General features: G+C 71.7%; 26 protein-coding genes. 13 read left to right on the top strand and 13 right to left on the bottom strand.

Annotated features, from left to right (window positions below; genetic code table 11):
* Positions 1-73: 73 nt before the first annotated feature.
* The 3 genes from ACIBQX_RS39360 to ACIBQX_RS39350 form a co-directional block, all read right to left on the bottom strand.
* Positions 74-1,366 (bottom strand): ArsB/NhaD family transporter, encoded by a 1,293-nt coding sequence (locus ACIBQX_RS39360; RefSeq protein ID WP_397013763.1) that lies wholly within the window; start codon positions 1,364-1,366, stop codon positions 74-76.
* On the bottom strand, positions 1,363-1,806 hold the full coding sequence (locus tag ACIBQX_RS39355) for a CBS domain-containing protein (RefSeq protein ID WP_397013761.1): 444 nt from the start codon (positions 1,804-1,806) through the stop codon (positions 1,363-1,365). Before ACIBQX_RS39355 ends, ACIBQX_RS39360 begins: the two co-directional genes overlap by 4 nt.
* A 72-nt stretch (positions 1,807-1,878) precedes the next feature.
* Positions 1,879-2,688 (bottom strand): SAM-dependent methyltransferase, encoded by an 810-nt coding sequence (locus ACIBQX_RS39350; protein ID WP_397013759.1) that lies wholly within the window; start codon positions 2,686-2,688, stop codon positions 1,879-1,881.
* Positions 2,689-2,812: 124 nt separating this feature from the next.
* On the opposite strand from ACIBQX_RS39350, the gene ACIBQX_RS39345 reads away from it, so the two are divergent.
* Entirely contained in the window at positions 2,813-4,063 is a 1,251-nt protein-coding gene (locus tag ACIBQX_RS39345; protein WP_397013757.1) for a cytochrome P450, read from the top strand.
* Here the strand turns inward: ACIBQX_RS39345 and ACIBQX_RS39340 are convergent.
* Genes ACIBQX_RS39340 through ACIBQX_RS39320 form a run of 5 tightly spaced genes read right to left on the bottom strand, consistent with a single transcriptional unit; the run spans position 4,049 to position 10,121 of the window.
* Positions 4,049-5,008 carry a GNAT family N-acetyltransferase gene (locus ACIBQX_RS39340; protein WP_397013755.1) on the bottom strand — a complete coding sequence of 320 codons (960 nt, stop codon included), beginning with the start codon at positions 5,006-5,008 and terminating at the stop codon, positions 4,049-4,051. The two genes, ACIBQX_RS39345 and ACIBQX_RS39340, sit on opposite strands and share 15 nt — an antisense overlap.
* 42 nt (positions 5,009-5,050) lie before the next feature.
* Positions 5,051-5,467 carry a hypothetical protein gene (locus ACIBQX_RS39335; RefSeq protein ID WP_397013753.1) on the bottom strand — a complete coding sequence of 139 codons (417 nt, stop codon included), beginning with the start codon at positions 5,465-5,467 and terminating at the stop codon, positions 5,051-5,053.
* Complete coding sequence (locus tag ACIBQX_RS39330) at positions 5,464-6,609, bottom strand: molybdopterin-dependent oxidoreductase (RefSeq protein ID WP_397013751.1); 1,146 nt, start codon at positions 6,607-6,609, stop codon at positions 5,464-5,466. The genes ACIBQX_RS39335 and ACIBQX_RS39330 overlap by 4 nt, the downstream gene beginning before the upstream one ends.
* Positions 6,606-7,916: a glycosyltransferase 87 family protein gene (locus tag ACIBQX_RS39325; protein WP_397013749.1), complete on the bottom strand. Its 1,311-nt coding sequence runs from the start codon at positions 7,914-7,916 to the stop codon at positions 6,606-6,608. Before ACIBQX_RS39325 ends, ACIBQX_RS39330 begins: the two co-directional genes overlap by 4 nt.
* 39 nt (positions 7,917-7,955) lie before the next feature.
* Positions 7,956-10,121, bottom strand: a complete 2,166-nt coding sequence (locus tag ACIBQX_RS39320; RefSeq protein ID WP_397013747.1) for a polysaccharide lyase 8 family protein — start codon at positions 10,119-10,121, stop codon at positions 7,956-7,958.
* Between the two features lie 102 nt (positions 10,122-10,223).
* On the opposite strand from ACIBQX_RS39320, the gene ACIBQX_RS39315 reads away from it, so the two are divergent.
* The gene (locus ACIBQX_RS39315) at positions 10,224-10,865 is read left to right on the top strand and encodes a hypothetical protein (protein ID WP_397013745.1); all 642 of its coding nucleotides are present in this window, start codon (positions 10,224-10,226) and stop codon (positions 10,863-10,865) included.
* Between the two features lie 5 nt (positions 10,866-10,870).
* Here the strand turns inward: ACIBQX_RS39315 and ACIBQX_RS39310 are convergent, their stop codons facing one another.
* Together ACIBQX_RS39310 and ACIBQX_RS39305 are read right to left on the bottom strand one after the other, a co-directional pair.
* Complete coding sequence (locus tag ACIBQX_RS39310; protein ID WP_397013743.1) at positions 10,871-11,512, bottom strand: response regulator; 642 nt, start codon at positions 11,510-11,512, stop codon at positions 10,871-10,873.
* Positions 11,500-12,732, bottom strand: a complete 1,233-nt coding sequence (locus ACIBQX_RS39305) for a sensor histidine kinase (protein ID WP_397013741.1) — start codon at positions 12,730-12,732, stop codon at positions 11,500-11,502. The genes ACIBQX_RS39310 and ACIBQX_RS39305 overlap by 13 nt, the downstream gene beginning before the upstream one ends.
* A gap of 122 nt (positions 12,733-12,854) precedes the next feature.
* On the opposite strand from ACIBQX_RS39305, the gene ACIBQX_RS39300 reads away from it, so the two are divergent.
* From ACIBQX_RS39300 to ACIBQX_RS39285, 4 genes are all read left to right on the top strand, one after another.
* Positions 12,855-13,079 carry a hypothetical protein gene (locus ACIBQX_RS39300; protein WP_397013739.1) on the top strand — a complete coding sequence of 75 codons (225 nt, stop codon included), beginning with the start codon at positions 12,855-12,857 and terminating at the stop codon, positions 13,077-13,079.
* A gap of 67 nt (positions 13,080-13,146) precedes the next feature.
* Positions 13,147-13,905, top strand: a complete 759-nt coding sequence (locus ACIBQX_RS39295; protein WP_397013737.1) for a phosphatase PAP2 family protein — start codon at positions 13,147-13,149, stop codon at positions 13,903-13,905.
* A 69-nt stretch (positions 13,906-13,974) separates the two neighbouring features.
* Positions 13,975-14,853, top strand: coding sequence for an alpha/beta fold hydrolase (locus tag ACIBQX_RS39290; protein WP_397013735.1), 879 nt, complete (start codon positions 13,975-13,977; stop codon positions 14,851-14,853).
* Between the two features lie 29 nt (positions 14,854-14,882).
* Positions 14,883-15,371 carry an MSMEG_6728 family protein gene (locus tag ACIBQX_RS39285; protein WP_397013733.1) on the top strand — a complete coding sequence of 163 codons (489 nt, stop codon included), beginning with the start codon at positions 14,883-14,885 and terminating at the stop codon, positions 15,369-15,371.
* A gap of 29 nt (positions 15,372-15,400) precedes the next feature.
* Here the strand turns inward: ACIBQX_RS39285 and ACIBQX_RS39280 are convergent, their stop codons facing one another.
* Together ACIBQX_RS39280 and ACIBQX_RS39275 are read right to left on the bottom strand one after the other, a co-directional pair.
* Positions 15,401-16,861 (bottom strand): multicopper oxidase family protein, encoded by a 1,461-nt coding sequence (locus ACIBQX_RS39280; protein WP_397013731.1) that lies wholly within the window; start codon positions 16,859-16,861, stop codon positions 15,401-15,403.
* Positions 16,858-17,226, bottom strand: coding sequence for a hypothetical protein (locus ACIBQX_RS39275; protein ID WP_397013729.1), 369 nt, complete (start codon positions 17,224-17,226; stop codon positions 16,858-16,860). Before ACIBQX_RS39275 ends, ACIBQX_RS39280 begins: the two co-directional genes overlap by 4 nt.
* 199 nt (positions 17,227-17,425) lie before the next feature.
* Between ACIBQX_RS39275 and ACIBQX_RS39270 the strand changes: the two genes are divergently transcribed.
* Entirely contained in the window at positions 17,426-18,565 is a 1,140-nt protein-coding gene (locus ACIBQX_RS39270) for a sensor histidine kinase (protein WP_397013727.1), read from the top strand.
* A 25-nt stretch (positions 18,566-18,590) separates the two neighbouring features.
* A complete protein-coding gene (locus ACIBQX_RS39265; RefSeq protein WP_397013725.1) occupies positions 18,591-19,253 on the top strand; it encodes a response regulator in 663 nt (220 codons plus the stop codon).
* A gap of 61 nt (positions 19,254-19,314) precedes the next feature.
* Here the strand turns inward: ACIBQX_RS39265 and sigJ are convergent, their stop codons facing one another.
* On the bottom strand, positions 19,315-20,220 hold the full coding sequence (gene sigJ / locus ACIBQX_RS39260; RefSeq protein ID WP_397013723.1) for an RNA polymerase sigma factor SigJ: 906 nt from the start codon (positions 20,218-20,220) through the stop codon (positions 19,315-19,317).
* A gap of 202 nt (positions 20,221-20,422) precedes the next feature.
* Between sigJ and wrbA the strand changes: the two genes are divergently transcribed.
* From wrbA to ACIBQX_RS39235, 5 genes are all read left to right on the top strand, one after another.
* Positions 20,423-21,031 (top strand): NAD(P)H:quinone oxidoreductase, encoded by a 609-nt coding sequence (wrbA, locus tag ACIBQX_RS39255; RefSeq protein WP_397013721.1) that lies wholly within the window; start codon positions 20,423-20,425, stop codon positions 21,029-21,031.
* Positions 21,032-21,260: 229 nt separating this feature from the next.
* The gene (locus tag ACIBQX_RS39250) at positions 21,261-21,860 is read left to right on the top strand and encodes a sulfite oxidase-like oxidoreductase (protein ID WP_397013719.1); all 600 of its coding nucleotides are present in this window, start codon (positions 21,261-21,263) and stop codon (positions 21,858-21,860) included.
* Positions 21,861-22,586: a ferredoxin reductase gene (locus ACIBQX_RS39245; RefSeq protein WP_397013717.1), complete on the top strand. Its 726-nt coding sequence runs from the start codon at positions 21,861-21,863 to the stop codon at positions 22,584-22,586.
* 2 nt (positions 22,587-22,588) lie between these two features.
* On the top strand, positions 22,589-22,855 hold the full coding sequence (locus ACIBQX_RS39240; protein WP_397013715.1) for a DUF6510 family protein: 267 nt from the start codon (positions 22,589-22,591) through the stop codon (positions 22,853-22,855).
* 128 nt (positions 22,856-22,983) lie between these two features.
* A complete protein-coding gene (locus ACIBQX_RS39235; protein WP_397013713.1) occupies positions 22,984-24,387 on the top strand; it encodes an LCP family protein in 1,404 nt (467 codons plus the stop codon).
* Positions 24,388-24,478 lie beyond the last annotated feature (91 nt).

Genomic DNA, 24,478 nt, shown 5'->3' with positions numbered 1-24,478 from the left:
TCGTCAGGCTTTGCGACCCGTCAAGGGAGCACAGATCTTCACGGCTCCCGTACGGTTTCGATGACGCCAGGGTTCACATCAGGTAGCGCAGCCACAGGTACGGCGCGCAGAGCGAGACGGTGACGACCGTGACGACGAGCCCGTACTTCGTGAACTCCCAGAAGCTGATCGGCGTGCGGTTGCGGGCGGCGATGCCGATGACGACCACGTTGGCCGCCGCGCCGACGGCGGTGGCGTTGCCGCCCAGGTCGGCGCCGAAGGCCAGCGCCCACCACAGCACCTGCGCGTCGGCGTTGCCCCCGTTGGCTTCGACGAGCTCGGCCACGATGGGGCTCATCGTGGCGACATAGGGGATGTTGTCCACGATGGCCGACAATCCGGCCGAGGCCCCGAGCAGCACCATCGTCGTCAGCCCGAGCTGCCCCTCGGTGGCGTCCACGGCCAGGCGCGAGATCTGGCCGATGACGCCGGTCTCCACCAGGGCGCCGACCATGACGAACAGCCCGGCGAAGAACACCAGCGTGGGCCATTCGACCTCGGCGATGGCCTCATGCGTGGTGACCTTGGTGGCGGCCACCAGGATGCCGGCGCCGAGGATCGCCACGATGGAGGGCTCGTAGTGCAGCACCGGGTGCAGCACGAAGGCGGTCATCACCAGGGCGAGGACGGCCAGGCTCTGCCAGAGCAGCCGCCAGTCGGCGATCGCCTCGCGCTCGTTGAGCTCCATGATGCCGGCGGCGCGCTCGGGGTCGTAGGTGAAGGCCTTGCGGAACAGGATCCGGCACATCCCGATGAAGACGATCATCAGGATCACCACCATCGGCGCCATGTGCACGAGGAAGTCGTTGAACGACAGCCCGCCCCTGCTGGCGATGATGATGTTGGGCGGGTCGCCGACGAGGGTGGCGGCGCCGCCGATGTTGGAGGCCATGGCCTCGGCGATGAGGAACGGCACCACGGGCAGCGCCAGCCGCTCGCAGACCAGGAACGTCACGGGGACGATCAGCAGCACGGTGGTGACGTTGTCGAGCAGCGCGGAGGCGAGCGCGGTGATGACGACCAGCAGCACCATCAGCCGGTACGGCTTGCCGCGGGCCCGTTTGGCGGCCCAGATGGCCAGATATTCGAAGATGCCGGTCTGCTTGAGCACACCGACGATCACCATCATGCCGAGCAGCAGGAAGATGACGTTCCAGTCGATGCCGGTCTCTTCGGAGAAGAACGCGGCGCCGGCGTCGGTGGCGTGGATCAGCAGCATGATGCCCGCGCCACCGAGCGCGGCGGCGACGCGGTGGATCTTCTCGGTGGCGATCAGCGCGTACGCGCCGAGGAACACCGCCACCGACAGCCAGGCGAGAGCCGTCATGCGGACAGCGCCCGGTCCATGAGCGCCTGCAGGGTGACCGCTCCCTCCAGCCCTCGCTCGCCCACCACGGCGACGAGCGGGCTGTGGGTGCGGGCCATCAGTGCCGCGATCTCCAGCACGGTGGCGTCCGGGTCGGTGACCGGCAGCTCGCGCTTCTCCCGTGGCAGGGCCTCGCGTACGGTGCGGTCGGCCAGCACCCGCAGGAAGGCGTCGGCGTGCGCCTCGTCGATGACCCGGGCCAGCGCCGGGTCGTCCTGGCAGTAGCCGGGGACGGCCAGCCGCAGCACCTGCGTGCCCGGCAGGATGGAGGAGGGCATGCCGTCGCCGTCCACGACGATCAGGCCGGGCAGGTCCTGGTCGGCCAGCAGCCGGGCCGCCTCAGCCACCGGGGTGTCGAGAGTGACGGTCGGAAAGGGTACGAGTAGATCGCGAGCACGCATGGCGGCCCTTCAGGGGTCGACGACAGAACTGCCGACCAGACTTCCCGGCTCACCTGCGGTCAGGCTATCAACTCAGGGTTTCCTGGCCACCCCGCAGACCGCGCTCACCACGGTCGGCGGCTCGTCCCAGCGGTCCAGGGGCGGATGCCACTCCGGCGTCGGCACCACGCCGGGCGCCACCAGGTCGAGACCGGCCAGGAAGCCGCCCACCTGCTCAGGGCTGCGCAACTGGTAGGTGTTGGCGGCGCTCTTGTTGTAGGTGGAGACGGCCTGCACCAGCGCGGGGTTGGTGTTCACGCCGTCGCTCAGGGCCAGGAAACTGCCGGCGGCCAGCGGGCTCATCAGCCGGTCGATGATCCCCTTGGGGTCGTCGTCATCGGTGACCTGGCCCGCGATGCTGAGCATCATGACCGCGACGGGCTGGGAGAAGTCGAGCGTCCTGGCGGCCCCGTCGAGGATCGCTTCCGGGTCGCGGACGTCCGCGTCGAGGTAGTCGGTGGCGCCCTCGGGGGTGCTGGTGAGCAGCGCGCGGGCGTGCACCAGCACGATGGGGTCGTTGTCCACGTAGACCACCCGGGACTCCGGCGCGAGGCGCTGCGCCAGTTCGTGCGTGTTGTCGGCCGTGGGCAGGCCGGTGCCGATGTCGAGGAACTGCCGGATGCCCGCCTCGCTCACCAGGTAGTGCACCGCGCGGGAGAGGAACTCGCGCTGCAGGCGGGCGACCATCACGAAGTCGGGGAACACGCGGAGCAGAGTCTCACCGACTTCGCGATCGACGGCGAAATGGTCCTTCCCGCCCAGCAGGAAGTCCCATACCCGGGCGGAGTGCGGCACGGTCGTGTCGACCCGAGCCCAGGCCGGCTCGGCGGGATTGTCGCTCATGTTCAGGATCGGTCCAGTCCTAGGATGCGGACGATTTTTAACGCTATAACAACATAAGTACCTCCTCTATCGTACGTACCGGTCATCCGGTTTTAGGGGGAATGACACGGGCAGACCGGAGCGCATGCTTCTGCTGGACGAGACGATCTTCCTCATGCTCGAAGGCTACGGCTGGCTGCCCGGCCTCCGGCGGCGCACCTCCCGGCCGGTCGTGCACACCCGCCTGATGGGCCGGCGCACGGCGGGATTGTGCGGCCCCGAGGCGGCGCGCTTCTTCTACGACGAGACGCACATCGAGCGGCACACCGCCCTGCCCGGCCCGGTCGAGAGCACCCTCGTCGGGCGGGGCGCGGTGCACACCCTCGACGGCGCCGCCCACCGCGCGCGCAAGGCGATGTTCATGTCACTGCTGACCGGCGAGGGCGTGCCCGGCCTGGTGGCGCACACCACCGAGGCTTGGGACGAGGCGGCCGGCTCGTGGGGGCGCGTCGTGCTCTTCGACGAGGCGGCCAAGGTCCTGACCCGCGGCGTGTGCCGGTGGACCGGCATCCCGCTGGACCCGGCCGAGGTGCCGGATCTGGCCTTCGACCTGGTCGCCATGGTCGACGGGTTCGGCAGCGGCGGGCCCCGGAACTGGCGGGCCCGGCTCGCCCGCGAGCGCCGCGAGATCTGGCTGGCCGACCTGGTGCGGCGGGTACGTGCCGGCGAGGTGATCGCGACGGCCGGATCGGCGCTCGACGTGGTCGTCCGCCACCACTACCTCGACGGCGAGCCGCTGGACCCGCGCGTGGCGGCGGTGGAGCTGCTCAACATCCTCCGCCCGACCGTGGCGGTGTGCTGGTACGTGACCTTCGCGGCGCACGCCATGCACCGGTGGCCGCACCTGCGCGCCGTGCTGCGCACGGGCGACGCGGACTACGCCGAGGCGTTCGCGCAGGAGGTGCGCCGGTTCTACCCCTTCGCGCCGTTCGTGGGCGGCCGGGCGGTCAAGGATCTGTCCTGGCAGGGGGAGCGCATCGCGGCGGGCAGCCTGGTGCTGCTCGACGTCTACGGCCAGAACCACGATCCCGGCCTGTGGGAGCAGCCCTACGCCTTCGAGCCGCAGCGCTTCGTCGACCGCCGGATCGGCGCCTTCGACCTGATCCCGCAGGGCGGCGGCGACCCGGACACCGGCCACCGCTGCCCCGGCGAGGACATCACCGTCGCGCTGCTGCGGGCCCTGGCGGTGCGGCTGGCCCGGCTCGACCACGACGTCCCCGACCAGGACCTGACCATCTCCCTGCGGCGCATCCCGGCCCGCCTGGCGAGCGGGTTCGTGCTGGCCGCCGCCCGCCCCGCCGTGCTGGAGAGTCGCGCCTCGTCACTCCCCGGATGAGCGGCCCCAGGCCATGTTGATCTCACTCTGGAAGTGCGCGTAGCCGGCGCGGTGGAAGGCGCGGGCCATCGGGACGTTCCCGGCGTCCGTGGCCGCCCGGATGCGCGGCACGTCCTGGGCGGCGAGGATCCGCGTGCCCTCGGCGAGCAGGTCGCCGATGTGGCCCTGGCCACGGTGGGCCGGCAGGACGCCGATGTAGGCGATGATCGGGTTGTAGTTGTTGCGTGCCGGGATGACGAACCCCACGGGATCACCGTCGTGGGTGGTCGCGATCCGCCACCAGTCGCGCGGGCTGCGGTAGTGCGCCAGCTCGTCGTCATACTGCTCGGCCGCCGCCCGGGCGGCGGGCATCCGGGTCAGGTCGGCCCGGCTGTGGGCGTCGAGGGTGCCCTCCAGGACGAGGGTCATCAGCTCGACGAGTTCGCCGCGGTCGCCGACCGGCCGGAAGCTCAGGCGTCCGCTCGGCTCGGGCACCGGCGTCCCGGGCCGCCACTCGAAGCGCAGCCGCTCGACGAGGAGCTCGGCGCCGGCGCGTTCGAGGACGGTCATGCGGTCCTGGACGACCTGCCTGTCCGCCTCGTCCTCGCGCCACCCCGGAGGGATGAACCGGGCATACTCGGGCGGCTGGGCACCGGCCGGCAGCACCGCCGCCGTCGCGGTGCTGAGCAGCAGGGAGGCGACGTCGAGCAGCTCCGGTGACCGGGCGGCGTCGTCCAGGTCCAGCGTGTCCAGGACGGCCGGCGGGGCGTCCGGGCGCGGCGCCCACCAGGCCAGCCTGGCGACGAGGCGCTCGCCCCGCAGCGCCACCCACATCCACTCGGGCCGCCGTCGGCCGGCGTCGAGATCGTCCGCCAGCTCGTCGTTGAGCACGTAGGGCAGGCGGCGGAACAGCTCAAGCTCTTCGCGTCCGGCGATGGGCCGCACGATCAGGTCATTCGTCGTCAAAGCTCTCCTTCAGGCGAACAGGCCTGCGGAGTGTAGCCGGGGTCAGCCCGGCCGGTCGCCCCGTTTTCCCTTGCCCCGGGCGGCCCTGCCCCGGGCGGCCCGCGTCCATGTCTCGTATATCCCGGAGGCGAGCGCGATCAGCACCAGGACGATCAGCAGGTTGCGGCCGTAGTCCAGGGGGAGGATCGACGGGTTGTCCGCCCGCCTGCCCAGCGCGAGCACCGTCGGCAGCGTCGCGAGCGTCACCAGCCCGGCCACGACCAGGCCCGCCCGCACCGAGCCGCCGGCCCTGCGCACGACCACTCCGGCCAGCAGGACGACCGGCACCAGGACGGCGTCATGTGCCACCAGGACGCCGCCGGCCCACAGCGCCCAGCCGACCGGGTCGATGTCCTGGACCAGCCCGGTGAGGCCGAGCGCGACGAAAGCGCCGCCGATCGCGTAGCCCAGCCACCTCATGACACCCTCACCGTCGTGACCCACTTGGTCTGCATGACCCCCGGCCGGTTCGGGGCGATCAGCCGCACCGGATGGCCGTGGTCGGGATCGAGCACCTGCCCGTTGATGCTCAGGGCGAGCAGGGTCAGCGGATCCTGCCAGTGCGGTGGCCGGACCTCGCTGACGCGGTAGGAACCGCGCTGTTCCAGAGACTCCACGCTCACGAACGCCTCGGGCGAGCCGCCCGCGCTCTCGATGAGGTCCCGCAGCCGCACCCCCGTCCACTCGCACTCCACGCTCCAGCCCTCCACGCACGCGATCGGCAGCCGCACGGTGTGCTGCGGCAGCCGCGCCAGCTCGGCGTAGGTGAAGGACAGCTCTCGTCGTACGGCGCCCGTCACGACCAGCCGGTACGCCGGGTCGTCGATCAGCTCGGTCACCCCGGCCGCGACCGCCGACCTGTTGACCGGCACGCCCTGCGGGCCGACGCCCGGGTTGCGCGGGGCCAGCAGGGCCAGCCGCTCCAGCGGCGTGACCGCCTCCCCCACGGTGAGCACGACGGTCAGCCCGGAGGCCGCCGCCACGGTGTGCAGGAAGCGCCGCCGGCCCGGATCCTCCACACGGGTCCACAGGTGCCGCCGGACCTTGGCCCACTCGTTGACGACGTGCACGATGAGCGCGCCGTACACGATGTAGGCCGTCCAGTAGTGCGCCTGGAGGAAGCCGAACGGGTAGGGATAGTAGTAGGCGATGTTGAACAGCCCCGAGACCAGCTGGAACAGCGCCCCCGCCACCAGGAGGAGCACGAACAACCGCTCGGCGGCATGACCGGCGGAGCGCAGCGGCGGCCACTGCCACAGCTTGGGGTAGACCGTCCACAGCTTGGCCAGCAGCAGCGGGACCGTGGCGAGGCCGCCGATGACGTGCAGGCCCTGGGTGACCCTGTAGAGGTTGACCGGCCGGGACGGCCACAGCAGCCAGGCCGGCGGATGCTGGGTGAAGTGGCTGAACAGGCCGGTCACGAAGGCGACGGTGAAGCTGACGCCCAGCCAGACGCCGAGCTTCGCCGCGACCCCCTCCGATCTCAGGCGGCTGGTGAACCGGGTGGGGATGGTCTTGAGCAGGCGACTGGTGAACCGGGCGGGAGAAGACTGAAGGATCATGGTCGCGCTCCTGCTGGTGTGCCGACGGGAGACTCGTGGAAACGGCGCACGGCCCAACCGGCCACGACGACCAGCGCGGCCACGGTGTAGGCCAGTGTCGCCGGGCCGAACAGATAGCTGACGGCCCCGGCCAGCGCCACGCCCAGCCACTCCCACCGGCCGTCGAGCGCGACCAGCGCCACCACCAGCAGTGCGTACCAGGAGTATTCGGGCGTCAGCAGCAGCAGGAGCGACCCGGTCACCACCAGGGCGCCGGCCCACGGCCGATCCGGATCTCCCCGGCGGAGCACGTACAGGATGATCAGGCCGAGCAGCAGGATCGCCGCGTACGGCGCCCAGGCGTCCGGAAGCACCAGCCGCAGCACGGCGTACCGCTCCCGGGCCGACGGCGCCTCGTACCCTTCCTCCTGGAAGTAGCCGAACAGATAGCCGAGGACCGAGGCGTTCGAGGTGAGCACGTAGGGCAGGTAGGCCAGCGTGACGACCGCTCCGGCGGGCAGCAGGACCGCCAGGATCCGCCGCCAGTGGACCCCGTCCCGCAGCACCCCCGACAGCGCGCCGGGCAGCGTGACGCCGGGCAGGAGCTTGGCCGCGACGGCCGCGCCGAGCAGCGCCCCCCGGCCGCGCACCACGCAGAAGGCGAGCACCACCAGCAGCACGCCCAGCATGTCGACGTGCGCGTTGTTCACCGCCTCGGCGGGCACGGCCGGGCACCACGCCCAGTAGGCGGCGGTGCGCGCGCCCGCCCACCGGCACAGGGCCAGCAGCACCGCGATCGCCATCAGCGCGCCACCAAGCTGCAGGACCTTGTGCCGGGAGCCGTCGGGCGACAGCCAGTGCACCACCAGGAAGTACGCCTCGGCGAGCGGCGGGTAGATCGTGTGCACGGCGGGCCGGTTGATCCGGGTGCACACCCCTTCGGCGACCTTGGCCCGGTCGGGCGCGTCGCAGTCGTCGGGGAAGAGCCAGCCGTCGCGTAGCGCGCCGAGCGCCGGATCAGCGGGCGGATGGTCGTACGGCGAGACGCCGGCCGCCTGCACCCGGCCGTCCCACGCGTACCGGTAGGAGTCGGTGCTGGTGCTCGGCGGGGCGACCAGGCCGGTGGCCGTCACGGCGATGCCGCCCGCCACGACCAGGACGGTGAGCCGGCGCACGGGCAGCCTCCTGGCCAGCCACAGCGCGACGGCGAACAGCGCCCACCCGGCCAGATACCAGCGCAGCAGATCGGGGCGCCCGAACGCCATCCGCACGAGGACGGCGACGAGGCCCAGAAGGGTCGCGCCGAGAAGTGCCGTATACCTGCTCACGCGCTGGAGCCTGGCATCTTTCGCCCGCCGGGTGACCGGTCAGGCGGGCATCGTCCGCACTCCGTAAGAAGTGCGCACCCGGACCGTCCTGGAGCCGCCCCCGCGATCCGCCAGCCTGCCGAACACCAGCGTGAGCGCCGGGCCGGTGACGACGCCGGTCAGGAGCGGGTCGGCGCGGAGGACCTCGCCGACCGGCCGCCGCCAGGTGACGGTCAGCTCGTTCAGCTCGCGCCGGGGGTCCGACACGGTGACGGTGGCCGTGCCGTCGCGCCGCTCGCGGACGAGGACGGCGCACGGCGCGGACGCGGTGACATCGCCGGCCGACCCGGCCTGCCAGAAGTTGACCGCCGTGATGCCGAGTGACGGGATGTGCACGCCCTGCTGCCGGGCGGTGTTGGCGAGCACCCGCGACCAGCCGGGGTCGGCGGCGCGGGCGCGGGTCAGCGCCGGGCCGGCGTTCGGCAGCAGCGTGTAGGCGTACCCGGCCGAGACCGGGTCGGTGCCGTGGTCGAGCCAGAGCGTCACCCGGTCGCGGCCGCGCAGTGTGCGCAGCCCATGGACGAGGTAGCCACCGTGACCTTCGAGGTGCGCCCAGCCGGGCCCGGTGGTGAGGGGTGCGTCCGTCCGCCGGACGTCGACGACGGTCTCGACCGGGACGCCGTCCGCGCCGGTGATGCCCGCGCCAAGGCAGACGACGGCGTCGTCGAGGAAGAACCACGACTTGACGGCCTCCAGCGTGCTTTCCAGGCCGTACAGGTGCTGGCCGACCGTCGCGTACGTGCCGTCGGTCGCGCCGCCGACCCAGCGGGCGGGCGGGCAGGCGCCGCCCCAGGCCTCGCCGGCGCCGTCGGGCAGCCGCTTGGTGGAGACGGTCGTGCCCGGCAGGCGGTAGGGGTCGGCGGTGTGCCAGAACCCGTCGGAGTAGTGGTCGCCGTGGCCCTCGCCCCACCAGTAGAGCATTCCCGCGCCGGTGTGCCAGCCACGCAGGTTCTCGCCGTTGCCGTGCTCGTAGTGGGCGATCCGGTGCGAGGCCATGCTGAGGGCCGCGCACCAGCCCGGCCTGCGGTGCACGGCGCGGGCGCTCATCGGCAGCAGCCGGTGCCCCACGGGCTCGCCAGCCACGGGGATCGCGCCGTCGCCGAGGATCGTCGCGAACCGGCCCGTCCGCTGGTACGCGCCCCGCACGGCCCAGCCCTTGACCATGGGCAGCCAGCGAGCCCGCTCGGCCGCCGAGGCGGTCTCCGAGAGCAGCAGGATCGCGGCGGCGAGCCGCCGTCCCCTGACCCGGTCGCCGTCCGCCTGCCTGCTGACGCCACGGCCGCTGACCAGGTCCATGCAGAGGCCGTCGTGCACGAACGGCGCGAACGACCGCTCGACGCTGTCGTAGACGTGCTGCCGGTCCGGGTCGGTGATCTGCCAGGGCGAGCCGCGCAGCACCGCGAACAGGACGGCCAGGCCATGCAGCATCACCGCCCCGTAACCGCCCTGGTAGGGGACGGTGCTGTGCTGGATGAACGAGCCGTCCCGGTAGAGGCCGTCGCCTTCGGAGACGTACCGGAAGACGGGGGACAGCGCGGCGGCGGCCAGCCCGGCCTTGTCCTGATCGGGCCCGATCAGGGCGCGCAGCAGCATCACCGTGCACAGGTCCACCCGGTTGGCGCCGGTGCTGGTGCCGTCGTAGCCGATCAGGCGGCGCTCCGGCACGAAGTGGTCCACCGCGTCCGCGAGCGCCGCCCGCTGCCGGTCCGTCAGGTGCGGGCCTATCAGCACGGCCGCGTCGAGCAGCCTCGTCGGGACGCCGATCTCCCAGTGCCACCAGTTGCCGTCGGCGTCCGCACCGGCGGTGTAGACCTGCCGCCGGTAGTGGTCGACGCCGGTGGCGACGGCCGTGGCCAGCCGCGCGTCCCCGGTCATGGCGTACGCCCGAGCCATGGTCAGCAGCCTGGCCGGGGTCTCGGTGAAGGACGGGAACGGCAGATCGGGCCAGAGTGACCCGGCGGCGGGAGCCATGCCGTCACGGTGGCGGGCCGCGGCCCGCAGCCCGGCCCGGCTCTCGTCGACCGTCACCTCGCGCCACCGCTCGCGCAGCGGCCCCAGCAGGGGCGTGAGATCCGGGGACGGCGGGTCCTCCCGCACCGGGAACACCACTCCGGCCGTGGCCAGGCCGCCGAGCAGCAGCATGGATCGCCTGGAGTATCGCGGCACACCGGCATTATCACGCGGGCGGGGCGCACGTGGCGGAAGTAGTCTGGCGGACACGTTCGCCGGGCCGCCGGCGCGGCGCCCAAGGCTGTGGACGGGGGCAGGATGACCACGGAAGAACGCATCGAACGGGCCAGGGTGCTCTACGAACAGGCCGTCTTCGGCGGTGACGTCGACGCGCTCACGGCGGCCGAGCGCGACCTGGACGCGGTCGAGGCCGATCTCGCGCTGGCCCGGGGCCGGCTGGCGCACGCGCGGTTCCTCGCCGGGACGGAGACGGATCCGCACGAGCTGGCGCTGTTCGAGCGGGCGGCCGGGCTCTACCGGGCGCTCAACGACATGCGGGGCGAGGGCGAGGCCCTGTTCTGGGCGGGCCTGGTGCACCAGGTGGTGCGGAGCGAGCACGACGCCGCCGTGCCGGTGCTCGAACGCTCCTACGAGCTGGCGGCGGTGGCCGGCGACAAGTTGACGATGTCCTACGCGCTGCGCCACCTGGGCATCGCCGAGCACCTGGCCGGCCGGTTGGGCCCGGCGCGGGAGCGGCTGGAGGAGTCGGTGCGGCTCCGCCGGGAGATCGGGTTCCTGCCCGGCGTCGCCGCGAACCTGATCGGGCTGGCGCACATCGCCGCCGCCGAGGGACACCGTCAGGAGGCGCTGGAGCTGCTCGCCGAGGCCGGGTCCATCGCCGAGGCGGCCGGCGCCAAGGGCGTCATGCGCTGGGTGGCGGAGGCGCGCGAGCAGCTGTAGGGCGGTCAGGCCTCCAGATAGTGCAGGACGGCGGTGACCCTGCGGTCCACGCGGTCGGTCGGCGACAGGTCGAGCTTGGCGAAGATGCTGCGGATGTGCTTGTGCACCGCGCCCTCCGTCACCACCAGCCGCTCGGCGATGGCGGTGTTGCCGAGCCCCTCGGCCATGAGGGCGAGCACCTCGCGCTCGCGGGCGGTCAGCCGGTCGATCGGCCCGTCGCGGCGGCGGGTGAAGAGCTGCGCCACCACCTCGGGGTCGATGGCGGTGCCGCCCGCCGCCACCCGCTCCAGCGCCTCGACGAACTCCTCGACCCTGCCGACGCGCTCCTTCAGCATGTACCCGAGGCCGCCGGCCCCGCCGGCGAGCAGCTCGGTGGCGAAGGCCTCCTCCACGTACGCCGACAGCACGAGCACGGCCAGGCTCGGGTGCAGGCGTCTGGCCTCGACCGCGGCCCTGATCCCCTCGTCGGTGTGCGTCGGCGGCATGCGCACGTCCACCACCGCCACGTCGGGGCGGTAGGCGGTCACCGCCGACATGAAGGTCGTCGCGTCCGGCACCGCGGCGGCGACCTCGTACCCCTCACCGGTCAGCAGCAGCGCGAGTCCCTCGCGTAGCAGTGCGTCGTCCTCGGCGATCACGACACGCAAGGCAGCTCCACTTCGATCATCGTCGGCCCGTTCGGCGGGCTGGTCAGTTTGAGCGATCCGTCATGTGCTTCCACGCGACGGCGGATCCCGGCGAGACCGGAGCCGTCGCCCTCGTGCGCGCCGCCCCTGCCGTCGTCCTCCACCGCGATGCGGAGCGTATCGCCATACATGGCGACTTTGACCCGTACGTGCTGTGCGCCGCTGTGCTTGGAGACGTTCGTCAGGGCCTCGGCGACGGTGAAGTAGGCGGTCGCCTCCACCGACAGCGGCAGCGTGGCGGCGCCCAGCTCACCGACCGTCAGCGCGCAGGGCACGGCGCAGCCCGAGGCGAGGGCGCTGAGCGCGCCCGACAGACCCCGGTCCTCCAGGATGGGCGGCAGGATTCCGCGTACGACGCCGCGCAGCTCCTGCAAGCCCTGCTCGGCGGCGCTCTGGGCGCGCTCGAGCGCGGGGCCCGCCTGCGCCGGGTCGCGGGCGAGGGCGCGCCTGGCCGCGGCGACCAGGACGACCACCGCGACGAGCCTGTTCTGCGCGCCGTCGTGCAGCGAGCGCTCGATCCGGCGCAGCTCGGCCGCGTGCGCGCGCAGGGCGCCCGCCCGGGTGGCGGTGATCCGCGCGAGGCGCTCCGACAGGTCGACCGAGGGGTGCGGGGTGAGCAGGCGCCGCCCGGGGAGGGCCTGCAGGCGGGCCATCCGAGGGCCGAGCAGGATGACGATCGCCAGCCAGACCAGGCTCACCAGGGAGGTGGCGATCGCGCCGGACCAGGTGCTCACCGGGATGCCGAACCCGGTGGTCATGTCGTTCGTCGGGAGCAGCTTCCAGTACAGCGGGAAGGTGGCGTCGCGCACCGCCATGATCGGCAGGGACAGGCCGAGCACGCCGAGCACCAGGCCGGACGGCACGTGAATGAACAGCCACAGCAGGTCCCGCCGGGTCGCGGGGTCGCGGCGGGCGGCGCGGAGCGTGGCCCGCCAGCCCGCGTCGGGGAGGGCGGCCGGGTAGGGGCTCACCACGGGTTCGCCCCAGCGGCTCAGCCGGGCCCGCTCCTTGTCGGCGACCAGCCTGGTCAGCGTCAGCATCGAGGGCAGCAGCGGCAGCCCGATCCCGATGAGGCAGGCGGCGCCGACGAGACCCCAGCAGAGCGCGGCGAACAGCGCGAGCACGGCGGTGCCGAGGCCGCCCACGAGACGGTCGAGGGCCTCGAAGGCGTCACGAATCATCACCGACACTGTACGGAGCACGTACGGGGGCGTCATTCCAGCCAGCCCTACCACCGAGTGGGTAGATGGCAGGATTTATCCGTCAATTGCTGCTCTATACCGTTTTTGGGATGAACGACCTTATGAGCAGCGAAGCAGACCAGGACAGCGCCGCCGAGTCCCGCGCATCCGGTGGACCGGCCGTGCGCATACTCCTGTGGGTCCTCCTCGTCGTCTTCTCAGCGATCAACCTGACGGCCAACACCGTCGAGGGCTGGAGCATGCTGGCCGGTCTGCCGTCAGCAATCGTCGTCGTCGGCTGCGCCGCGGCCCTCGTGGCCCACCACGTCAAGCAACGCCGCCGGTGAGCTCTTCTCGACCCTCGCCCTTCCCACGCCCCGGAATGGTCGCGGCCCGTCCGGGTAGCCGCCGTTGATGCGGCTCCGGAACTGGACGGCGAGGCGTTCCTACGGTGACGGCGGGCTGGGGGCGCGGCTCACGGTCGCTTCCCTCACGATCGCGCTCGTCATGATCCCGTTCATGCTGCTGCTCGTCCTGGCCAAGCTGCCGCTGAACCCGCTGGACGCGAGCGTGGCCAGGGACCTGCACCGGTACGCGCTGGCCAATCCCGACGTGACCCGGCTGCTCATCGTCTGGACCGACGTGTTCGGACCGCTCACCTGGCGGGTCGCGGTCGTCGCGGCGGCGGTCTGGCTGTGGGTCCGGGGCGCCCGCCGGGTCGCGATCTGGGCGACCACCACGATCGCCGTGGGCGGGCTGCTCGGCCTCGCGCTCAAGATGATCGTCTCGCGGGCCAGGCCCAGCCTGCCCGACCCCGTGGCGCTGGCGCCTGGCGAGGCCTTCCCCTCCGGCCACGCGCTGACCGTCACCCTCGGCACCGGCGTGCTGGTCCTGCTCATCCTGCCCCGGCTGCCGGCCTGGGGCCGGCTGCTGACCTGGGTCATCGCCTGGTTCCTGGTGGTGTCGGTCGCCTACACCAGGGTCGCGCTCGGCGTGCACTGGGTCAGCGACGTCATCGCGGGGGTCATGCTCGGCGTGGCGGTGCTCGCCGGCACCGTGGCGGCGTTCGAGACCTGGCGGCGCGAGCAGGGCCGCAAGCCCCTGACCCCGCCCATCGAGGGAGTGATGCGAACGACCCGTGACGAACCTGATCCACGCCACTACGCGGGATGACCCGGCTTATCTCTTTACGGCATAAGCTATTCTGTCGACGGACAACAGTTTACGGCGTATGGAGTTGCGATGCCCACGGCGACACTGCATGACGGAAGCACCATCGACATCGAGGTGCACGGCACCGGCCCGACCCTGCTGCTGCCCGTCAACCCCCGGCCCGTCGAGGGACCGCAGGCGGACGAGATGCGCAAGGTGGGAGCGGATCCGGCGCTCGGCCGCTCGCTCATCGACGGGCTCAGCGGCCGGCTGCGGGTGGCCGCCTTCGACTACGAGGGGCATGTGCTGGCCGCGCCGAAGCCCGGCACCCTGACCCCCGCCAACCTCGCCGCCGACCTCCTGGCCGTGGCCGACGCCGTGGGAGCCGAGCGGTTCGCGTACTACGGCTACTCCTGGCTCGGGCTCAGCGGGCTCCAGCTCGCGATCCGCACCGACCGCCTGTCAGCCCTGGTCATGGGTGGCTTCCCGCCCATCGACGGGCCGTACGAGGAGATGCTGCGCGTGACGGCGGCGACGCACGCGATGGCCACCGCGCCTACCGCGCCTACCCCGACCGCCACCGGCGGCGACGGCGGCGCGAAAGCCGATGCCGGGTGGGCGGACAGTGGTGAGATCGACTGGTCGTCGGTGGAGATGACGATGTCGCCGGCGCAGACCCAGCAGTTCCTCACCCTGTACGAGGCGCTGCGCGGCTTCGACGACGTCGCGGCCCAGCCCCGGGTCACCTGTCCGCGCCTGTGCGTCGCGGGCTCGGCGGACCAGATCGACTACGAGGAGCGGTGGGGCGGCGTGCGGGTGGACATCGGCGGGCCGCTCGTGCGCCGGCGGGCGGAGCTCGAAAGGCTCGGCTGGGACGTGGCGGTGCTGGACGGACTCGACCACATGCGGGCCATGCAGGCCGAGCACGTCCTGCCGATCCTGCGCCCGTGGCTCGCCGCGCACGTGTGAACACCTGTCGTGGGGAAGAACGGACAACCATGCAGACCTTCCTGCCATTTCCGGACTTCGCCCATTCGGCGGAGGTACTCGACCCGCTGCGCCTGGGCAAGCAGCGGGTCGAGGCACTGCAGGTGCTGCGCGCGCTGACCGTTCCCGGGTACGGCTGGCGGCACCATCCCGTGGTGAAGATGTGGGCCGGATATGAGGAGGCGCTGGTGCGGTACGGCCTGGAGGTGTGCCGTCACTGGTGCTCGACCGGCCGCGCCGACACCTGCGCCGACTCGATGTCACGCGAGCTGGCCGAGCACTGCGGTCACGTGACCGTACGCTCCCAGCCGGAGCTGGCGGGTGCGGGCGAGCTGCCCGCCTGGCTCGGCGAACCCGCCCTGCACCTCAGTCACCGCTCGGCCCTGCTCCGCAAGGCCCCCGACCACTACCGCCCCCTGTTCGGCCAGGAGGAGCCGGACGACCTCGACTACGTCTGGCCCGCCTCCGACCGCCGACCGGCCTGCATGCCTGACGGCTAGGCTGCCGCGACCGTTCTTCCTGCCGTCTCCTATACGACCTCGAAGTTGGCCATCATCGCCATGTCCTCGTGTTCGAGGTTGTGGCAGTGGAAGACGTAACGGCCGCGATAGCCGGTGAACCGGGTGACGATCTCCACGGTCTGGGCGTCGCGCAGCTCGACGGTGTCCTTCCACTCGATCGGCCCCGGCGGGCGCTTCCCGTTCACTGACAGCACCTGGAAGTGCGCCAGGTGCAGGTGCACGGGGTGGGCGACGTCGCTGGTCAGCCGCCAGACCTCGGTGTCGCCCAGCTTGGGCCTGGCGTCCGTCCGCGCCGGGTCGAACGGCTTGCCGTTGATCAGCCAGCCGGTGCCGCCGTGCATGCTGCCGCTGGTGAACTCGAAGTCCCGGGTGGCGGCGGCCCCGGCCGGGTCCAGCCGCTCGACCGTGGACAGCCGGGCGGGAACGGCCGAGTCGTCGCGGGCGTCACGGTCGACGACGAACCTCATCACCCTGGCCTGCGGCCCCTCACCCGCCAGGTTGCGCAGCTCCACCCCCTGGCCGATCGGGTAGGCCGAAAAGTCGGCGACCACGTCCACCCGCTCCCCGGGGGCGAGCCGTACCTGACGGACCGTGACGGGCGCCGGCAGCAACCCGCCGTCGCTGCCGATCCGGATGAGCGGCCCGCCCGTGGACAGCTCGTACGCACGAGCGTTGGAGGCGTTGAGCAGGCGCAGCCGGTAGCGGGCGCGCGCCACCCGCAGCTCCGGCCAGGGCGCGCCGTTGACCAGGATGACGTCGCCGAGCACCCCGCCCATGTAGGGCTCGCGGGCGCCCGGTCTGTCCGGGTAACTGGGGTAGGGCATGGTGCCGTCCTCGGCGAAGGATCGGTCACAGATCATCAGCGGGAGGTCCCGGTCGCCCGCAGGCAGCGGCAACGCCTCCTCCTCGGCGTCCCGTACCAGGAAGAAGCCCGCCAGCCCGCGCCACACCTGCGGCCCGGTGTGGTCCATGCGGTGGTCGTGGTACCAGAGCGTGGCCGCGCGCTGGTCGAGCGGGAAGTCGTAGTCCCGCCGCTCCCCTGGCCGCACCAGATCGGTCGGGTAGCCGTCGGACTCCGGCGGGGTGCGCCCGCCGTGCAGGTGCATGACCGTCGGCACCTCCAGCTCGTTGGCCAGGCGCACCACTGTCCTGCGACCGCTGCGCGCCTCGATGGTCGGGCCGGGGAACCGCCCGCCGTACCCCCAGATCCGGGTACGCAGGCCGGGCAGGATCTCCACGTCGGCGGGGCGCGGGGCGAGGTCGTAGTAGTCGACGCCGCTCAGGGTGCGCGCCGGCTCGGCGACCTCGGGCAGTGGCAGTGACACCCTGTACGGCTTCGGCAGCGGCGCGGTGCTGGGCAGGAGCTGCGGCTGCGGGGTGGCTTCGAGCAGCGAGCAGCCGGGCAGCCCGGCGGCGGCGACCGCGCCGAGGCCGAGCAGGCCCAGCGCCCGCCTTCTCGTCAGCGTCATGCGACCGCGGGGCCACGGCTCGGCATGGCCCGGATGAGCTGCGCCACGGTGCCTCCGAAGATCGCCACGCCGAGCGGCAGGTGCAGCACCTTCATGCCGGTCTCCCCGAGGATCGCGGTGATCGCGGTGATCGCCAGCAGGAGGACCGCGCCGGGGATGAAGGCGGCCGAGCCGCGGCCCGGCCGCCACACGAGGATCGACAGCAGGACGTGCGCCGCCCCGATGCCCGCCAGGACGAGGCCGGAGGCGACGTGCAGGGTACGACCGTCGGCTGAGGACAGCAGCATGCCGGCCGTGACCGACTGGAACAGGGCGGCGGCGACGTGCAGGGCCATCACGGCGCGCAGCGCTGGGAGGAGGTTCATCACGGTGCCTTTCGAACGACGTGCCCGTATATTTCGTCACATCGTCGTCGGCGGGGGTGGTCGCGGTCGTCGTGCCTGGGTTGGCTCCTGTGGCTACGGCGGGGGGAGCAGGTTCCGGCTGACTACCGCGCTGGGAGTAGGCGGTTGATCCGACCACGGGCCGATGCGGGCGGACCCGGGTCAGCCGTACTGTGCGGGCATGGGCTTCGAACAGGGGCGGCTCCCGAACGCCACCGACGTGGCGCTCGCGGCGACCGTCGCGGCCGTGCTGCTGGCCGGTGCGCTCGCCACGCCGGTCATGCGGCCCCTGGACCATGCGGCCGTTCTGGTCGGCTCGCTGGCGCTGGTGGCGTGGCGCTGGTCGCCGCTGCTGGCGCTGGCCGTCAGCACGGTCTGCATGCTTTTCTACGCGGGGAGTGCGACTCCCGGCCCGCCTGCGGCCTTCCCGGTGCTGATCAGTGTGTTCGCCTCGGTCAGGGCGGGGCATCGGGTGCTCGCCTCGGCCGCCGCCGTCGTCTTCCTGGGCGGCACCCTGGCCGCCCAGCTGGCCGCGCCGGCCGCCAAGTCCCCTCAGGAGATCGTTCAGGGCACGACGCTGCTGCTCGGCTGGTTCATCGCCGCGGGGGTGACGGCGACCGTGACCAAGCACCGGCAGGCCTACCTGCGGCAGGCGGAGGCGCGGGCCGCCGAGGCCGAGCGCACCCGTGAGGAGGTCGCGCGCCGCCGGGCGGGCGAGGAGCGGCTGCGCATCGCCAGGGAGCTGCACGACTCGCTCACCCACAGCATCTCCGTCATCAAGGTGCAGGCCGGGGTGGCCGTGCACCTCGCCCGCAAGCGCGGCGAGGAGGTGCCCGCCGCCCTGCTCGCCATCCAGGAGGCCAGCGGCGACGCCATCCGCGAGCTGCGCGCGACCCTGGAGGTGCTGCGCGACTCCGACGGCGAGCCGCCGGGCAGCGGCCTGGACCGGCTCGACGACCTGGTGGACCGGGCACGCTCGACCGGCCTGCCCGCCACCGTCACGATCACCGGGGAGCAGCAGAGCCTGCCCACAGATGTCGACCGCGCCGCCTACCGGATCGTCCAGGAGGCGCTCACCAACGTCGGCAGGCACGCCGGCCAGGCGTCCGCGCTGGTGCGCATCGACTACCGCCCGGACGAGCTGGTCGTGCAGGTCGACGACGACGGCCACGCCCACCCGGACCGGCCCCCGGTTCCCGGGGTCGGGCTGCTCGGCATGCGCGAGCGCGTCACCGCGCTCGGCGGCAGGTTACGCGCCGAGCCCCGCCCCGAAGGCGGCTTCACCATACGCGCCGAACTCCCCGTGAAGAACCCATCGTGATCCCCCTCCCTGTGAAAGGCCCATCGTGATCCGCGTCCTCATCGTGGACGACCAGGCGCTCATCCGTGGCGGCTTCCGCGCCCTGCTGGAGGCCGAGGACGACATCGAGGTCGTCGCCGAGGCGGCCGACGGCGAGCAGGCCCTCGCCCTCGCTCGGGCGCACCGGCCCGACGTCGCGCTGGTCGACGTACAGATGCCGGTGCTGGACGGCATCGAGACCACCCGGCGGATCGCGGCCGACGAGCGGCTGAGCGGCGTCCACGTCGTGATCCTCACCAACTACGGGCTGGACGAATACGTCTTCAACGCGCTGCGGGCCGGGGCGTGCGGCTTCATGGTCAAGGACACCGAGCCCTCCGACCTGCTGCAGGGCGTCCGGGTCGCGGCCAGGGGCGACGCGCTGCTCTCCCCCTCCATCACCCGCCGCCTGATCGGCGCGTACGTCGCCCACCGGCCGGAGCCCACCCCCGAAGGCCTCGACGTGCTGACCAACCGCGAGCGTGAGGTGACGGCGCTGGTGGCCAGAGGGCTGTCCAACGACGAGATCGCCGCCCAGATGGTGATCAGCCCGATGACGGCCAAGACACACGTAAGCCGAGCCATGACCAAACTGCACGCCAGAGACCGCGCCCAACTGGTCGTCTTCGCCTACGAGTCAGGCCTCGTCACCCCTCACCGCACCATCTGAGCGCGGTCACCAGGAGTTCGAGGCCGGGCTTTGTCAGCACGCCGTCCCAAGCCGGAGTTTGTCAGCTTGTCGTCCAGGGGCGGAGTTTGTTGGGGTTGAGAATTGCCCAGATGTGCTTGATTCGGTTGTCGGCGATGTCGAAGGCCAGGACTGACACGGTGACGCCGTCGAGTTGGGCCACCAGGCCGGGCTGGCCGTTGACCGTGCGCTCCACGATCTCCACGTTGGGTGTCTCACCGGCTCGGTCGGCGAAGAAGCGGGCGATCTGCTCGGCGCCTTGGACCGGGTGAAGCACGGCTGTGGCGTGGCCGCCGCCGTCGCCGGTCGCCGTGGCGTCGGGGTCGAGGAGGCCGATGAGGGCGTGGATGTCCCCGGCCTGCCATGCCTGCTTGAAGGCTCTGACCAGGTCGGCGCGCTGGGCCGCCGGAGTCGCCGGAGCCTGTGAGTCGCGGATCCGGCGGCGGGCCGAGGAGGCCAGTTGGCGGCAGGCCACCGGGGTACGGCCGACGATCTCCGCTACTTCGGCGAAGGAGTAGCGGAAGACGTCGTGCAGGATGAAGGCGACGCGCTCGGCCGGGGTCATCGATTCGAGCACGACAAGGAAGGCCATGTTGACCGACTCGTCGAGGGTGACCCGGTCCGCCGGGTCGGCCGTGCCACCATCCGTCCGACCGCTGATCCACTCCGTACGGTCGGGCAGCGGCTCCGGGATCCATTCGCCCACGTAGCGCTCCCGCCGGGCCCGTGCCGAGCCGAGCAGGTCGAGGCAGATGCGCCCGGCGACCTTCGTCAGCCAGCCGCCGGGGGACTCGATGGCCTCCCGCTGCTGCGGGGACATGGCGTACCACCGGGCGTAGGTCTCCTGGACGACGTCCTCGGCATCGGCCAGGGAGCCCAGGAGCCGGTAAGCGAGGTTGATCAGCTGACGCCGCTCGCCCGGTCCCGCCGACTTGGATCGGATGGTCATGGTGTCGCCGACTCCCTCGGTCGCATCTGCCCTCACCAGTCCGACGAAACAGCGTACGAAAGTGTGAGGTTCGCTGGTCGCGACCTGTCGGCGAGTGGCGGGCGTCGTGGTCGCCTCACCTTTCGAGGGGCTGTGTCGTCGTACTGCTGACACGAACGCTGAGAAGTACTGCTGACACGAACCCTGAAGGAAGGAAACGATCATGGAACCTGTGAACGTCGCGATCATTTACTACAGTGCCACAGGCACCGTGCACACCCTGGCGCAGGCCGTCGCCGAGGGCGCGGAGAAGGCCGGGGCGCGCGTGCGACTGCGCCGGGTCGCTGAGCTGGCCCCACCTGAGGCGATCAGCGCCAACCCCGCCTGGGCCCAGCACCTTCAGGAAACGGCGGATGTCGCCGAGGCCGGCCATGACGACCTGGGCTGGGCCGACGCGGTGCTGTTCGGCACCCCGACCCGATTCGGCAACCCGGCCAGCCAGCTCCGGGCGTTCATCGACACGACCGGTCCCCTGTGGTTCCAGGGCAAGCTCGCGGACAAGGTGTACTCGGCTTTCACCGCCTCCAACACCGCCCACGGCGGACAGGAATCCACCCTCCTGGCGCTGGGGAACACGTTCTACCACTGGGGCGGCATCATCGTGCCTCCCGGCTACACCGATCCCGTCCAGTTCCAGTCGGGCAATCCGTACGGCACCTCCCACGTGGCGGGCGACGGCCCGCCCAGCGAGGTGGCCTTGCAGGCGGCCCGCCACCAGGCCCGCCGCGTCGTCGACACCACGGCCTCACTCAAAGCCGGCCGCGCAGCCTGACGTGGGCCGCGCCGGGTGAGCCCACTCAGCCGCACCGCCTGACCAACCTGGCAGCGCTACCAGACCAACCCCGGCCATGCCACCTGACCCCATCGCCCCACCCCGGCCGAGTCACCTGACCTTGCCCGGAACACGTGCCGCACATCCAGATGGTGGCACCAGGTCAAATGATCGGAAATGAGCAGCTTCAGGTGATGCGCGGCATACCGTGAGATGCGATTGTGAGCCCATGGGCATCATCTCGCGCGGCTTCCGTGGCCGCCGGACAGAGGGTGGGGACCGGCTGCCACCCGGCCAGTATCTGGAGCACGGCTTCCCCGTGCTGTCCGCGGGGCCGACTCCTCGTGTTCCGCTGGACCGGTGGGAGTTCACCATCGACACCGAGACGGAGCAGACCCACCGCTGGACCTGGCAGGAGCTGACGGCGCTGCCGGTCGAGACGCCGACGGTGGACATCCACTGCGTCACCAAGTGGAGCAAGTTCGACACGAACTGGGAGGGCGTCTCGCTGGACGTGCTCTTCGAGAACGTGGAGACGAGCGTCGAGTACGCGCAGGTCTACTCCTACGGCGGCTACACCACCAACCTGCCGCTGGAGGACCTGCTCGACGGCAAGGCGTGGATCGCCTACCGCTATGACGGCGAGGAGCTGCAGCCCAGTCATGGCGGCCCGGCCCGGCTGCTGGTGCCGCACCTCTACTTCTGGAAGTCGGCCAAGTGGGTGCGCGGCATCCGGCTGACGAACGAGGACTGGCCGGGCTTCTGGGAGACCGCCGGCTACCACAACTACGGCGACCCGTGGCGCGAGCAACGCTACGAGGGCGACTGAATGCGCCGGCTGATCTGGCTGGCGGCGACGCTGGTGAAGGTTCGCGAGGAGACGGCGACGGCACGCACGCTGGTCTTCGACGCCCCGGGCTGGCCCGGCCACCTGCCGGGGCAGCACCTGGACGTCCGGCTGACCGCCGAAGACGGCTACAGCACCCAGCGCAGCTACTCCCTGGCCGCGCCCGCGGACGGCGAGCGGATCGAGCTCACCGTGGAGCTGGTGGACGACGGCGAGGTCTCGCCGTACCTCACCGAGGTCCTCCAGGTGGGCGACCAGGTGGAAATCCGCGGGCCGGTCGGCGGCTGGTTCGTGTGGCGGCCGGAGAGCCGCGCGCCGGTTCTGCTGGTCGGCGGCGGGTCGGGGATCGTCCCGCTGATGGCGATGGTCCGGGCTCGCCGGCTGGCGGGCAGCCGGACGCCGTTCAGGCTGCTCTACTCGCTGCGCGACCCCGGCCGCCGCTACTACGCGGACGAGCTGCGCCGCCCCGAACCAGGGCTGGACATCACCTATCTCTACACCAGGACCGCGCCGGAGGACTGGCCGCGCAAGGCCGGCAGGGTCATGCGCGACGACCTGGCGGAGAACGGCTGGCCCGCCAGCTTCGAGCCCGACTGTTACGTCTGCGGCCCGACCGGCTTCGTCGAGGTCGCGGCCGACATGCTGATCGATCTCGGGCACGCGCCCGACCATGTCCGTACCGAACGCTTCGGCCCCAGCGGAGGCTGACCATGACCATCGAACACCTCGACGGCAACGCCCTGGCGGGCCCGCTCGGCGAGATCTTCGCCTTCGACGCGACCACGGCCGTCGGCAAGTGCGCGAACTGCGGGCTGACCGGGCCGCTCGCCGCACTGCGCGTGTACGGCCCCAGCCCCGGGCTGGTGGCCCGCTGCCCCGGCTGCGAGGAGGTGGTGATGCGGCTGGTACGCGGCCCCGGCGCGGCCTGGCTCGACATGCGCGGCACGGTCTCCCTACGGGTTCCGCTTCCGGATTGAGCCCGGCGAGCGCGCCGATCTAACGGACCTCACATGCCCGGTGGCCTGGCTTAAGTACACTCGACCGGCCGGATTCCGCAGAGGCCGAGGGCGGCTGCCCGATGGTCTCGTCACCATTTGGGAGTTACGTGAGCAGCGGGCTCGTCGATGCGCCGCCATCTCCGTCGAGCGCGCCGCCGAAGCGCGCGCGCCGCTGGCTCCGCTGGCTGATCGTGAGCGTGGTGACGGTCGTGCTGCTGATCGCCGGCGCCGGGGTCGGCCTGTTCCTGAAGCTGACCGGCAACCTGAAGCACGAGGACGTGGCCGGCGATCTCGGCGCCGCCCGCCCGGCCAAGGTGGCGAGCACCGCCATGAACGTGCTGATCGTCGGCTCCGACCAGCGTGACGGCAAGAACGCGAGGTACGGCCACCGCATCGACGGCGAGCGCACCGACACGATCATGCTCGCGCACCTGTCGTCCAAGCGCGACAACGCGATGGTGATCAGCTTCCCGCGTGACTCGATGGTCCAGCTGCCGGCCTGCCGCGCGAAGCACGGCCTGCCCGGTCAGCAGCCCCACCTCGGCATGATCAACGAGTCGTTCAACACCGGGGGCATCGCCTGCACCTGGAAGACCATCGAGACGCTCACCGGGATCCACATCGACCACTTCGTCAAGGTGGACTTCACCGGCTTCAAAGGCATCGTGGACGCCGTCGGCGGCGTCGAGGTCTGCCTGCCGCAGCGCGTCGACGACGACAAGGCGATGCTCCATCTGCGCGCCGGACGGCAGACGCTCAACGGCGAGCAGTCGCTCGGTTACGTGCGCGCCCGCTACAGCTTCGGCGACGGCTCCGACATCGGCCGGATCCAGCGTCAGCAGATGTTCGTCGCCTCGATGGTGAAGAAGGTGATGAGCGGCCAGACGCTCACGGATCCGGCCCGCCTGCTGAGCATCCTCGACGCGGGCACCAAGGCCGTCACCACCGACCCCGAGCTGACCACGGGGGTCATGAAGGACCTGGCCCTGAGCCTCCAGGGGCTGAGCGCCGGGCGGATCCACTTCGTCACCACACCGTGGCACTATTCGGTCAGCCAGCCGGGCCGGGTGGAGTGGGTGCAACCTCAGGCGAACCGGCTCTTCGACATCGTCGCCACGGACGCCGAGCCGGCCGGCGTCAAGGGCGGGCAGACCAAGGTGCCGAGGTCGAAGGTGCAGGTGGAGCTGCGCAACGGCACCTACCGCAGCGGCCTCGGCAGGCAGGTCGCCGCCTCGCTGGAGCAGCGTGGCTACCACATCACCAAGATCGGCGACACCGCGCGGAAGCCGTACAAGAAATCAATGATCCTGTACGGTCCGAACGGTGAGACGCGCGTGCCGACGCTCGCCAAGGATCTGCTGGCCGCCTCGCCCAAGCTGGCCGGCGAGGCGCGGACCTCGCGGCTGGTGCTGGTGATCGGCGACGACTGGCGAGGGCTGAAGGCGCTGCACCCCACCGACAGCGACGCGCTGAAGGGCTTCGACGCCACCCACGACACCTGCGCCGGCTGAGCCACTCGTCGCATCGCACGTGAGCGGCGACGCGAGCAACCGATCCAGGCGGCACTACGCAGGGGCGGCCTGTTCGCTCTGGGTAGTCGCT

The organism is Nonomuraea sp. NPDC049714 (assembly GCF_044465295.1).
Classification (GTDB): Bacteria; Actinomycetota; Actinomycetes; order Streptosporangiales; family Streptosporangiaceae; genus Nonomuraea.
This window is presented reverse-complemented; position numbering and strand designations above follow the sequence as displayed.

What these genes read in the sequence shown, in the direction of transcription:
- ACIBQX_RS39360 (WP_397013763.1), bottom strand. Translation starts at nt 1,366, where the DNA reads ATGACGGCTCTCGCCTGGCTGTCGGTGGCGGTGTTCCTCGGCGCGTAC.
- ACIBQX_RS39355 (WP_397013761.1), bottom strand. Translation starts at nt 1,806, where the DNA reads ATGCGTGCTCGCGATCTACTCGTACCCTTTCCGACCGTCACTCTCGAC.
- ACIBQX_RS39350 (WP_397013759.1), bottom strand. Translation starts at nt 2,688, where the DNA reads ATGAGCGACAATCCCGCCGAGCCGGCCTGGGCTCGGGTCGACACGACC.
- ACIBQX_RS39345 (WP_397013757.1), top strand. Translation starts at nt 2,813, where the DNA reads ATGCTTCTGCTGGACGAGACGATCTTCCTCATGCTCGAAGGCTACGGC.
- ACIBQX_RS39335 (WP_397013753.1), bottom strand. Translation starts at nt 5,467, where the DNA reads ATGAGGTGGCTGGGCTACGCGATCGGCGGCGCTTTCGTCGCGCTCGGC.
- ACIBQX_RS39330 (WP_397013751.1), bottom strand. Translation starts at nt 6,609, where the DNA reads ATGATCCTTCAGTCTTCTCCCGCCCGGTTCACCAGTCGCCTGCTCAAG.
- ACIBQX_RS39315 (WP_397013745.1), top strand. Translation starts at nt 10,224, where the DNA reads ATGACCACGGAAGAACGCATCGAACGGGCCAGGGTGCTCTACGAACAG.
- ACIBQX_RS39305 (WP_397013741.1), bottom strand. Translation starts at nt 12,732, where the DNA reads ATGATTCGTGACGCCTTCGAGGCCCTCGACCGTCTCGTGGGCGGCCTC.
- ACIBQX_RS39300 (WP_397013739.1), top strand. Translation starts at nt 12,855, where the DNA reads ATGAGCAGCGAAGCAGACCAGGACAGCGCCGCCGAGTCCCGCGCATCC.
- ACIBQX_RS39295 (WP_397013737.1), top strand. Translation starts at nt 13,147, where the DNA reads ATGCGGCTCCGGAACTGGACGGCGAGGCGTTCCTACGGTGACGGCGGG.
- ACIBQX_RS39290 (WP_397013735.1), top strand. Translation starts at nt 13,975, where the DNA reads ATGCCCACGGCGACACTGCATGACGGAAGCACCATCGACATCGAGGTG.
- ACIBQX_RS39285 (WP_397013733.1), top strand. Translation starts at nt 14,883, where the DNA reads ATGCAGACCTTCCTGCCATTTCCGGACTTCGCCCATTCGGCGGAGGTA.
- ACIBQX_RS39280 (WP_397013731.1), bottom strand. Translation starts at nt 16,861, where the DNA reads ATGACGCTGACGAGAAGGCGGGCGCTGGGCCTGCTCGGCCTCGGCGCG.
- ACIBQX_RS39275 (WP_397013729.1), bottom strand. Translation starts at nt 17,226, where the DNA reads ATGAACCTCCTCCCAGCGCTGCGCGCCGTGATGGCCCTGCACGTCGCC.
- ACIBQX_RS39270 (WP_397013727.1), top strand. Translation starts at nt 17,426, where the DNA reads ATGGGCTTCGAACAGGGGCGGCTCCCGAACGCCACCGACGTGGCGCTC.
- sigJ (WP_397013723.1), bottom strand. Translation starts at nt 20,220, where the DNA reads ATGACCATCCGATCCAAGTCGGCGGGACCGGGCGAGCGGCGTCAGCTG.
- wrbA (WP_397013721.1), top strand. Translation starts at nt 20,423, where the DNA reads ATGGAACCTGTGAACGTCGCGATCATTTACTACAGTGCCACAGGCACC.
- ACIBQX_RS39250 (WP_397013719.1), top strand. Translation starts at nt 21,261, where the DNA reads ATGGGCATCATCTCGCGCGGCTTCCGTGGCCGCCGGACAGAGGGTGGG.
- ACIBQX_RS39245 (WP_397013717.1), top strand. Translation starts at nt 21,861, where the DNA reads ATGCGCCGGCTGATCTGGCTGGCGGCGACGCTGGTGAAGGTTCGCGAG.
- ACIBQX_RS39240 (WP_397013715.1), top strand. Translation starts at nt 22,589, where the DNA reads ATGACCATCGAACACCTCGACGGCAACGCCCTGGCGGGCCCGCTCGGC.